The sequence below is a fragment of the Mesorhizobium sp. M0011 genome, assembly GCF_040324155.1.
Classification (GTDB): domain Bacteria; phylum Pseudomonadota; class Alphaproteobacteria; order Rhizobiales; family Rhizobiaceae; genus Mesorhizobium.
The window spans coordinates 149,325-160,214 of record NZ_JAMYVQ010000002.1; the positions used below are offsets into that span (position 1 = coordinate 149,325).

The window sequence follows — 10,890 nt, forward strand, 5'->3', positions numbered from 1 at the left end:
GTCAATCCAGGGTGGCGCTGATCAGCGCCGCAGCGTCAGCCGGGCGCGCGCCCACCTCCAGCCGGAAGGTCGGCACCGCATTGACCAGCCCGCCGATGGTCGCCAGCCGGCGCTTCTGCATGGGCAGCAGCCCGGTCATGCCCGTGCGGACATTGTCCACTGCCAGCGCCACCATTGCGTCGGTCCCGGCCATGGCGACGAGCCGGGTCTGGCTGTCGGCGGAACGCGCCAGGTGCAGGAGGGCCGCCACCGGCCGGGCGGTCGCGTTTTCGACCCGAACGATCCCACTCAGCCTTTCAAGCGGGACGGGCTGTTCGCTGTTGCGATCCCACGTCTGGCCAAGGCATCGCGCCACCTGCGGGATCATTTCGGCAGTCTTCTGGTGGATTTTTACGGCGCGCGGCAAGCCCCAGGCGACGACCTTGCCAGAAGCGACATTCAGGATCATGGCGTCGTCGGAGCAGAGGCCAAAGCCCTGTGTTGCCAGCGCGAGCGACGTCGTGGTCTTGCCGGTGCCGCTCGGAGCATGGATCAGCACCACCGCATCGCTGTCCGGCAACGTCAAGCCGGCAGTGTGCAGCATATGCTGGCCACCGGCGTCGAGCGCGGCGTCGAGCACCAGCATTGCCGGTGTCCACGCGGCTTTCGCGCCAGGGCGGATCCGGAGTTCGGCCCAGCCCGCCACGCCATTGATGGCAACGGTCTGACGCTCGGGAAAGACCAGATGGATGATACCACCATCCTCGATCATCCGGCAGTGACCATCCTCCGGCACCTCGCCATCGAAGACGAGGGATCCGTTGGGTGCCTCGTCCAAGGTGACTGTCTCGGCGATCTCGAGACGAAAGTCCGGCTCGACGGGTTCCGCGATACGCAGGCTGCCCAGCATCCGGTCGAAATCCTGCCACAGCTCGGGGCGCTCGGCCGATATGCCAAGGATCAGGCCGTTGAGGCCATAGCAGGCTGAAGGTCTGGTCAAGCGGGGCGCGCCTTTACGGCATCGGCATGATGACGATAGATTTCGACCATGCCGGGAAGCTTGTCGCTGACCACCGGCCTGCCATCGAGGCAGACCCAGCAATGCGCTGCCAGGCGCTGCGCTTGCATCGACTGCGGATCGACGCCGAAGCGCAGGTCCGGATCGAAACCGGCTAGGCGCAGGAAACGATGACCTAGCAGACCCTCCCTCAGGCACCTGCGGTCACGCATCAGCCAGGGATGGCGGACGGCGCGGTTGACACTCGCGACGATGTAGGCGGACGGCAGACCGCGATAGGGCGTCGACGAGGCGAGCGGCGCCCATTTGAGCACCTCCTCGAAGCTCCGGTTGGTGACAAGGACCGGCATCAGCCGCGCGCTTGCCCAGAGATGGCAGCGAAACAGAGCGCGCAGGAGCGGGCCGTCAGCCATCAAGCACCTGGCGCGGCGAGGATACCTTCAGAGATCAGATCCGTGGCCAGTGCCGCCATGTCCTGATCGAGCGTCCCCTTGTCAACCTCGAACTCCTCGCAAAGCAGGTCGACGATCTGGTCGAGGTTGCGCGCGCCGTCCACCTTGTCGAGAAAGGCTTCGGTCGTGCCGTTGCATGTATAAAGCTGGCCGCTGCGCGCCAAAAGCACGACTGCGCCATCGCCCACATGCTGCACGGAGGCATCCTCGGCTAGCCGCAGAACGGTTCCAGAGACTATTTCCACCACGCCCCTCCAAGCCACGCTCATCCCGGAAATCAGATAGCGCGGAGGTGGAGCGCTGTCTATCAGCCGATCATGGGAGCCCAGTGCACGGGACCAACGGCTTTGCTGACAGATTCTCCGCCCCAGTCGCGTTAGAACCTGCTCGGTTGCGTCTTCCCGGCCGCATTCGTCCCAGAAATAGTCATCGGTGAAATGTGACAAGCAGCGGGCCTGCCGGCAGCGGACGTTGCATTTCTTCCCCTAAGTAAGATAAAACCTGTCCGGGTATTGGGGAGATAGCGTATGCGTTACAATTGGGAGCGAGCTCCGACGAGCTTCGAACGTCACAGAAAAGCGCTGGCTACAGCCATTTTGATCGCTGGCGGCATTGGCTTCATGCTTGTGGCCCTGCCGATCTAGAAACAACCTTCAGACACAGCGGCTGCCGGCGCCTGGGCGCAACCTCTCAGCGTGGCTGCCCGGTCACCGCGAGGAAGCGACGATCGCGCCCCTCGAAACCCTGGCTGAAACGCTGGACCAGCACGACGATCACCGCCGGCTTGCCGGCCGGGGTGAATTGGTAGGATTCCGACAGGCTGTAGGAGGTCGGGCAGTTTCTTGAGCCCGGCACGGTCTTGTCCTCGTGCAGGATCTTGATCGGCTTGCCATCCTGGCCTTGGAGCGTCAGCCGGAAGCCGAGCGCCTTGCCTGCCTTCTCACCTTGAAGTGGCTTTTCCCCTTGAAGTGCCTGGTCGCCTTGCTGCGTCGCATCGAAACTCGCCGAACAATCGGTCGCGCTGGCCGCCAGGATTTCGTCGAGCTGGATGGTCGAAATGCCTGTTTCGCCATGGAGCGGCGCCAGCCATTTCCGCGACACCTGTTCGAGGCGGGAGATGTCGTTGTAGGCAACCATTTCGCCCGGGAAGGTAAACTTGTCGGAAGCGGCCTGCTCGGCCACAGATGTGATCGCATATTGGGCGAGAACGGGCGCTGCCTGAGCGGCGGCCTGCGCCCTCGCCTGCTCCAGGGTCAGTGTCGCTTCCTCCGTCTCGTCGACGACGAGGATCGGCTTGCCGCCAACCACCTGATCCGTACGGGTATCGATGATATCGATCTGCGACCAGCCGGAGTCCGAGACACCGGCGTCGAGCGTTCCATATTGCTCGAAGGCGAAATAAGCGCCATCCGGCGAAAAGCCGATGATGTGCCGTGCCGCGGCATCGCCGGCTTCAGCGGTTCCGGTGGACATAGCAAGTAGGGCGCCCGTGACCGATGATTGCGCAAAGCGCCCGATGAACCGCACAGCAGCAAACATCACCAACCCCAATCCTGTCTCGCAATTCATAGCTGCTTGCCCCCAAGCGCCAGGTCGATGCCGTCGCCACAATGGCGTGGATTTGCGGCCAAGGTTAGAGCGCGCTATCTGGAAGGAAGAAAACATTTCCCGGGGAGGTACGGATGGCTTCACGCTATCACGAGGTTTATGAAGGCTGGAAGCGCGACCCGGAGCGCTTCTGGGCGGACGCGGCTAGCGGCATCGACTGGTATTCGCCCTGGGACAAGGTGTTCGACGCCGCGGCCGGCGTCTATGGCCGCTGGTTCACCGGCGCCACCTGCAACACCTGCTACAACGCCATCGACCGCCATGTCGCGGGCGGGCGCGCCGATCAGATCGCGCTGATCCATGACAGCGCCATCACAGGAATGGTCAGGAAGTTCACCTATGCCGAGCTGAAGCGCGAGGTGGTTGCACTCACCTCTGTGCTGAAGAATCGCGGCATCGGCAAGGGCGACCGCGTCATCATCTACATGCCGATGGTGGCCGAGGCGGCCATCGCCATGCTCGCCTGCGCCCGCATCGGCGCGGTGCATTCGGTGGTCTTCGGCGGCTTTGCCTCGCATGAGCTTGCCACCCGCATCGACGATGCCAGGCCGAAGCTGATCATTTCGGCATCCTGCGGCCTGGAGCCGGGCCGCGTCGTTGCCTACAAGCCGTTGCTCGACAAGGCGATAGAGATCTCCCGCCATAAGCCGGACGCCTGCCTGATCCTGCAGCGCGACCAGTTGCGCTGCGAGATGAAGGAGCATTTCGACATCGACTATGCCGATGCGGTCGCTCGCGAACGGGCAGCGGGCGCCAATGTCGATTGCGTGCCGGTGCTGGCCACCGATCCGCTCTACATCATCTACACATCGGGCACGACCGGCCAGCCCAAGGGCATCGTGCGCGACAATGGCGGCCACATGGTCGCGCTGAAATGGACGATGGAAAACGAGTTCGGCGTCAAGCCGGGCGAGGTGTTCTGGGCGGCGTCCGATGTCGGCTGGGTGGTCGGCCATTCCTACATCGTCTACGGACCGCTGCTGCATGGCTGCACCAGCATCCTGTTCGAGGGCAAGCCTGTCGGCACGCCCGATGCCGGCACCTACTGGCGGGTGATAGCGGAGCATGGCGTGGTCGCGCTGTTCACCGCGCCGACCGCATTCCGCGCCATCAAGGGGCAGGACCCGAAGGGCGAGTTCATTGCCAAACACGACCTCTCGAAATTCCGCACGCTGTTTCTTGCCGGCGAGCGCGCCGACCCGGAAACCATCAAATGGGCGGAGCAGAAGCTAGGTGTGCCTGTGGTCGACCATTGGTGGCAAACCGAGACCGGCTCGCCGATGACGATCAATCCCGCCGGCCTTGGCCTGTTGCCGGTGAAATACGGCTCGCCCGGCGTGCCGATGCCCGGCTACGACATCCGCGTGCTCGACGATGCTGGCCATCAGGTGCCTCGCGGCACACTGGGCAATGTGGTGGTCAAACTGCCGCTGCCGGCCGGCTGCCTGCCGACGCTGTGGCATGCCGACGCACGGTTCCGCCAAGCCTATCTCGACGAGTTCCCCGGCTTCTACAAGACGGCGGATGCCGGTATGGTCGACGACGACGGCTATCTCTACGTCATGGCCCGCACCGACGACATCATCAATGTCGCCGGCCACCGGCTCTCCACCGGCGCCATGGAAGAGGTGCTTTCGGCCCATCCCGATGTCGCCGAATGCGCGGTCATCGGCATTGCCGACGCCATGAAGGGCCAGGTTCCGCTGGGCTTCGTGGTGTTGAACGCAGGTGTAACCCGCGATGTCGGCTCCATCGAGAACGAGGTGGTCGGCCTGGTGCGCGAACGCATCGGCCCGGTAGCCGCCTTCAAGACGGTGGTGACGATCAAGCGCCTGCCCAAGACGCGTTCGGGCAAGATCCTGCGCGGCACCATGCAGAAGATCGCCGACAAGGAAGAATGGACCATGCCGGCGACGATCGACGATCCGATCATCCTCGAGGAGATCACCAAGGCCCTGAAGGACCGTGGGATCGGCCTTTGAGCGGCTGAAGGCTTTGGCTTGTCGAGGCCGCTTTTCGGATCGACGAGCAATCTTTTATTGTGCAACGCAGCAATGCGCCCTACAGTGCTTGCGGGGGGCCATCGACACAGGTCGCATGGCTCAAAAGAAGATTACATTTGGCGGCGTCGACATCCTGCGCTTTCTCGCCGCCGTCATGGTCATGGTTTACCACTATGGCTTCTGGGTGTGGGCGTATCCGGACGGTGTTTCGGCGCGCGCGACGGGCGGCGTTCCCCCGCAGCCGGCAATAGGCGCCTGGGTCGAATCCGGCTGGGTCGGCGTCCAGATCTTCTTCGTCATCAGCGGTTTCGTCATCGCCTTCAGCGCCGAAAGGTCGACACCCCTACAGTTTTTCGAAGCAAGGGTGAAACGGCTGGCGCCGGCGGTTTGGATCTGCGCACCGGTCACGGCGGTGGTGCTGCTGCTTGTCGGCCTCAGTTGGCCGACCGATGCCGTTATCAGGCTCCTACGCACCGGCCTGTTCGTTCCGTACGCGCCTTGGGTGGACAGCGTCTACTGGACGCTGGGCATCGAGATCGCCTTCTATGCTATCGTCTGGATCTTACTCAGCCTTGGCCGCTTCCATCTGATGGAGATTGTGGCCGTCGCCATCGGCTTGGTCAGCACGCTGTTTTGGTGCCTGTATTACCCGCTCGGCTGGGCCGATCTTGCCGAAACACGCACGCTCGCCCTGCTTCTGGTGCATCACGGCGTTTTCTTCGCCACCGGCGTCATGCTGTGGCTGATGCGCTTCAAGGCGGTGACAGGCGCCCGACTTGCCTTCTGCGCCCTGTTCCTGGCCGGTAGTGTGCTGCAGATCGCCAGTTCGGTCGACGTTCATATCCTGAAGGTCGGGCGGGATATGCCGTTCGCGCCGCCGATCCTCATCTTCCTCATCGGCATCGCGCTGATGGCATGGTCGCTGCGGCTCGACCTTTCCTGGAGCGGCTGGCGCCGGATCGGGCTGATGACCTATCCGCTCTACCTGCTGCACGATGTCGTCGGCGCGGCCCTGCTCGGCATCCTGGTCCGCGCCGGTCTGCCACATCTGTTCTCGATGGCGGTCGTCGGCGCGACGATGATCGCGGCAAGCTGGCTGGTGGCGATCGAGGCCGAACCACGCATCCGGCTGCTGCTCGACCACACCGTGTTCCGTTATCGGCTCAAGGCAGCCTGACGACGATCCGGCATTACCGGCCGGACGGCCGACGTAAAGCATGTCGCGCCTGAGCGGATTCAGGCTTTGTTTCCACACAGGCCGTTCTTCCAAAACCGAGCTCATTTTTGGGCGACATGCATTGGCGGTCCCAACCCGGCGTGGTTGCATTTTCCACGATTGCGGAATTCTCCGTTTCGGGCAAGATATCAGGCGCTTATGCCTTCCGCATGAGAGTTCGCCTCGAGACGCCGCACGTGACCCTGTTCCAGCGAAAACCCCGCATCGCGGCGCGTCCGCGCCTGGATATCGACATGCAGGATGCCGTTGTCTACGCGATCGGCGACGTGCATGGCTGCTACAAGGAACTCCGCGCCCTGGAGCAGAACATCCTGCTCGATTCGCTGCGCTTCCAGAGCCGCAAGATCATCGTCATGCTTGGCGACTACATCGACCGGGGGCTCCAGTCGGCGCGGGTGCTCGATCACCTTCTGGCGCCGGCGCCGAAAGGGTTTCAGCGCATTTGTCTTGCGGGCAACCACGAAATGGCCATGCTGAACTATCTCGACGGACATTTGTCGCGCGAGCCCTGGCTGGCGACGGGCGGCCTGCAAACCCTGTTTTCCTACGGCATCGATCCGGCGCGCCTCACCAGCCTCTACGGGAGCAGCGCGCAGATCGACAGGCGCATAAGGGAGATCATTCCAGAGGATCACGTCAGCTTCCTACGCGGGCTGCCGATCATGGTCCGTTCGCGGAAGTTCGTGTTTGTCCACGCCGGCATCAGGCCCGGCGTCGACCTTGCGGCGCAAACCGACCACGACCTAATTACCATCCGTTCGGACTTCTTCGAGGCAACACACCTGCTCGACCGCTGGGTGGTGCACGGGCATACGCCGGTGGATGTCCCGAAGCTCGAAGGGCGCCGGCTCGGCATCGACACAGCCGCCTTCCAGAGCGGACGCCTGACCGCCGTCAGGATCGCCGACAAGCAAGGCAGGCTGATCTTCTCCTGACGCATCGATGTTCAGGTGTGCTGACCTGAAGATCGATACACCTCAAAGTGGCCCCACGCGCGCAATGACCGATGTCAGACCGGCGCCTTGCCGCGCACTTCCGACTTTTCCAGATAGTAGCTCGAATATTTATCGAAGAACTTTTCCGAGCCACCGAACGATCCGTATTTGGCCAGTTTCTTCAAATCGACCTTGTTCAGCACCGCGCCGACGATCTTGTTGGCGACATAGGGTTCGGATTCCAGCATCGACCTGACCATCGCGCGAGGCGTGCGCCCCCACTCGGTGACCAGGACAAACCCGTCGACCAAGGGGGCGAAGGCCTTGGCGTCGACCACCGGTCCGAGCGGCGGCAGATCGACGACGATGTATTCGAACGTCTCCTTGGCGTTCTCGATGAAGCGCCGCATGCCGGCCGAGGAGAGAAGTTCGCTGGTATGCGAGAAGTGACCGCGCAGCACCGCCGGGATGATCGCCAGCTTCGTCTGCCTGTCGATCTTGCCGACAGACTGCCAAGTCTGGCCGCTGACAACGGCTTCCATCAAACCCTGCTCGGCTTCCATGCCAAGGCCCCGGCTGAGGCCGGGATTGCGCAAGTCGCCGTCGATCAGCAGCGTCTTGGCGCCATTGGCGGCAAGCAAGCCCGCGAGATTTGCCGCGACCGTCGACTTGCCCTCGCCGGGAAGCACCGAGATAATGCCGATGACGCGGCTGCCTTGCCCTTCCATCACGACGTCGAAGGCGATCTTGGCGCTGCGCAGCGTTTCGGAGAACATCGAGGCTGGAGAATCGATGCTGACCCGCATGCGCGCCCGCCTTTCGGCCGCCGACAGCGATTGAGTGGTCTTGGCGTCCACCTGGGTATCGCCCGGCTTTTCTTCCTTGCCGAGCTTGCCGCCGATCGTCGGCAGATAGCCGAGGAATTTCAGGTTGACGCGGTCGCGCACGTCCTCGCCGGTCCTGAAGAAGCGTTCATTGAACTCGTTCAGACCACCAAAGCCGGCGCCCATCAGCAGGCCAAGCACCAGCGAAAGTCCGAGCACGACGATGGTGCGCGGGCTTGACGCGGCAAACGGCATCGAGGCGTCCGAGATGATGCGGATTTTGCCGACCGGGAAGGATTGCTGCTGCGCGGCTTCCTCGTAACGACCCAGGAATGTCTGATAGAGCGTGGTGAGCGCCGTCGCCTGCTGATCGAGTTCACGCAGCTTGACTTGCGTCTGGTTGTCGACGGAACTCTTGCCTTGCGCGGCCGCGACGTTGGCCCTGAGCGCGGTCTCGCGTGCCTGCGCCACCTCATACTCGTTGCGATAGCTTTCGGTCAGCTGCTTCAGCTCGCCGAAAATCTGCGTCGATATGTCGGCCTTCTCCTTGGAGAGAGCCACCGCCTGCGGGTGCTCGGGGCCGAAATTCGCCTCGACGTCCTGCAGCCGCTTGGCCACTGTGAGGTAGCGGGTCTTGAGCGCCGATATGACCGAACTGCTTGGCTGGTCGCTCGATATGGCGGCATCCTTGAAGGCGTTTTCGGAGCCGCTGTCGACAATGGCCTTGTACTGCTGGTAGCGGGCGCTGGCGCGTGCGGTGTCGGCCTGCGCCACGATAAGCTGGGCGTTGAGGTCGGAAAGCTGCTTGTCGCTCATCAGCTGGCCATCGCTGTTGGCGGCCAGCCCATGTTCGGCCCTGAATTTCTCAACCGCGAGCGAAGCTGCCTGCGAACTCTGGCGCAGCTCCGTCAACCGGCCCTGCAGCCACACCGCAGCCCGCTCGGTGGCATCGAAGCTCGCATCGAGCTGATCGGCGAGATAGGCATCGGCATAGGCCTTGGTGATGGCGTTTGCCAAGGCCGGATCCGTCGCCTGATAGCCGAGCGCGATGACGTAGCTTCGGCCGACGCGTTCCGCCCGGATCTCGTTCTGCAGCTTGAGGATAGCGTAGTCGCGGCGCGACGTGGCGATCAGCGCATCGCGGGCGGCGGGGTCGAGCTTGCTGAAGTCGGCGCCACCCGGAAGGGAAGGGCTGGGGCGGACATACTGAATCACGCTGCGGATAAGGCCTATGCCTTGGGCAAGCGCCGACTGGGGCGGATTCATGAACGTGTCGTTCTGGTCGAGCTTCAGCTTGTCGACGACCACGGCGGCAAGCCGCGTCGAGGTCAGGATCTCGATCTGGCTCAGGATGGCGGAATCGGTCTGCATGGTTGTCGACGCCGCCGAGATATCGTCGACAATCTTGTTCAAGCCTTCGTCGATCAGCACGCTCGCGACCGACTGATATTTGGGCGGCGTTGTCTGCAAATAGAACAGGCCCAGGAAGAGACCGATGACGGCACAGACGGCAACCACCTTGGCCTGCCGTGCGGCCATGCCAAGCAGCCGCTCGATATCGATGAAGTCTTCGCCGTCTCCTGCGTCCGAATTCGGCAATGGCATCCTCTTGTCGAGAGGAAAATTGGCATAATTCATCTTCGGTCCAATTCTAGAGCCGGTCCGTCGCAATGGGCTCTATCTCACTGTTTCAACATGATCTTTTCCGGAAACCGGGACCCACTTTCCGGGATCATGCCTTGGCTTGCAGGCGCCTCGAAGATCGGGAGCATCGCCAGAAGCGAAGCAAGCGTCGTGCCAGACGGCGAGAACCTGCCGGCCCCTCTTCGCCAGCCATCTGACCATGCTCCCGAAAGATGGGCATTATGCGGCTTCTTCCTGGCGTTCATGCGACCGGACGAACTCCTGAAGCATCTCGAAAACCGGACCCTTCATGTCATCGCGCGCCAGCGCGAAGGCGATGTTGGCCTGGATGAACCCTTCCTTGGAACCACAGTCGAACATGCGGCCGAGGAAAGGCTGGGCGAAGAACGGCTGATCCTTCGACAGACGAACCATGGCATCCGTCAACTGGATCTCGTTGCCGGCGCCGCGCTGCTGATTGCCCAGAAGAGCGAAAATCTCGGGCTGCAGGATGTAGCGGCCGTTGATGTAGAAGTTCGACGGCGCATTGGCCGGCGCCGGCTTCTCGACCATGGCCGTCACCTCGAAACCGCCACCGATCTCGGCGCCACGGCCAACGATGCCGTATTTGTTGGTCTCGCTCGGTTCGCAACGCTCGACGGCGATCACGTTGCCGCCCGTGCGCTCATAAAGCTCGACGGTTTCGGCTAGGCATCCGCGCCCGCCGAAGGACACCATGTCCGGCAGCAGCAAGGCAAAGGGCTCGTTGCCGATAACCTCGCGCGCGCACCAGACGGCATGGCCGAGGCCTTGCGGCGATTGCTGGCGGATGAAGCTGGTGGCACCGGCCACAGGCAGCATGCTTTCGAGCGCCTCCAACTGGGTCTTCTTGCCGGTCTGCTCCAGGGTGCCGATCAATTCCGGATGCAGGTCGAAATAGTCCTCGATCACCGCCTTGTTGCGACCGGTCACGAAGACGATGTGCTCGATGCCCGCTTCGAAGGCCTCGTCCACCGCATATTGCACGACAGGCCTGTCGACCACGGGAAGCATTTCCTTCGGCATCGACTTGGTCGCCGGCAGGAACCTTGTTCCAAGCCCCGCCACCGGTATCACGGCCTTCCTGATTTTCTTCATCGCAAATTCCTTCTGAGGAGATCGACTTCAATCCATTCACAGGCCACGAAAAATCCCTCCATGTGCCTGCATCT

At 62.7% G+C, this 10,890-nt stretch carries 9 protein-coding genes; 3 read left to right on the forward strand and 6 right to left on the reverse strand.

Annotated elements, in window-relative coordinates:
- Nucleotide 1: 1 nt before the first annotated feature.
- The 4 genes from NKK51_RS03100 to NKK51_RS03115 all read right to left on the reverse strand — a co-directional run bounded on the left by NKK51_RS03100 (nt 2) and on the right by NKK51_RS03115 (nt 2,922).
- Nucleotides 2–979, reverse strand: coding sequence for a phosphoenolpyruvate carboxykinase (ATP) (locus NKK51_RS03100; RefSeq protein WP_023811608.1), 978 nt, complete (start codon nt 977–979; stop codon nt 2–4).
- Nucleotides 976–1,410 (reverse strand): lasso peptide biosynthesis B2 protein, encoded by a 435-nt coding sequence (locus NKK51_RS03105; protein ID WP_023811607.1) that lies wholly within the window; start codon nt 1,408–1,410, stop codon nt 976–978. Before NKK51_RS03105 ends, NKK51_RS03100 begins: the two co-directional genes overlap by 4 nt.
- Nucleotides 1,410–1,694, reverse strand: coding sequence for a PqqD family protein (locus tag NKK51_RS03110; RefSeq protein WP_013528093.1), 285 nt, complete (start codon nt 1,692–1,694; stop codon nt 1,410–1,412). The genes NKK51_RS03105 and NKK51_RS03110 overlap by 1 nt, the downstream gene beginning before the upstream one ends.
- 445 nt (nt 1,695–2,139) lie before the next feature.
- Nucleotides 2,140–2,922: a DUF2259 domain-containing protein gene (locus NKK51_RS03115; protein ID WP_031213397.1), complete on the reverse strand. Its 783-nt coding sequence runs from the start codon at nt 2,920–2,922 to the stop codon at nt 2,140–2,142.
- 209 nt (nt 2,923–3,131) lie between these two features.
- Between NKK51_RS03115 and NKK51_RS03120 the strand changes: the two genes are divergently transcribed.
- From NKK51_RS03120 to NKK51_RS03130, 3 genes are all read left to right on the forward strand, one after another.
- Nucleotides 3,132–5,039, forward strand: coding sequence for a propionyl-CoA synthetase (locus tag NKK51_RS03120; protein ID WP_023811605.1), 1,908 nt, complete (start codon nt 3,132–3,134; stop codon nt 5,037–5,039).
- 115 nt (nt 5,040–5,154) lie between these two features.
- Nucleotides 5,155–6,237, forward strand: coding sequence for an acyltransferase family protein (locus NKK51_RS03125; protein WP_352551131.1), 1,083 nt, complete (start codon nt 5,155–5,157; stop codon nt 6,235–6,237).
- Nucleotides 6,238–6,473: 236 nt separating this feature from the next.
- Complete coding sequence (locus NKK51_RS03130; RefSeq protein ID WP_502902438.1) at nt 6,474–7,232, forward strand: metallophosphoesterase family protein; 759 nt, start codon at nt 6,474–6,476, stop codon at nt 7,230–7,232.
- A gap of 74 nt (nt 7,233–7,306) precedes the next feature.
- On the opposite strand, the gene NKK51_RS03135 is transcribed toward NKK51_RS03130, so the two are convergent.
- Both NKK51_RS03135 and NKK51_RS03140 read right to left on the reverse strand, forming a co-directional pair.
- Complete coding sequence (locus NKK51_RS03135) at nt 7,307–9,694, reverse strand: polysaccharide biosynthesis tyrosine autokinase (protein ID WP_023811602.1); 2,388 nt, start codon at nt 9,692–9,694, stop codon at nt 7,307–7,309.
- Nucleotides 9,695–9,919: 225 nt separating this feature from the next.
- Nucleotides 9,920–10,816: a UTP--glucose-1-phosphate uridylyltransferase gene (locus NKK51_RS03140; RefSeq protein WP_013528099.1), complete on the reverse strand. Its 897-nt coding sequence runs from the start codon at nt 10,814–10,816 to the stop codon at nt 9,920–9,922.
- Nucleotides 10,817–10,890 lie beyond the last annotated feature (74 nt).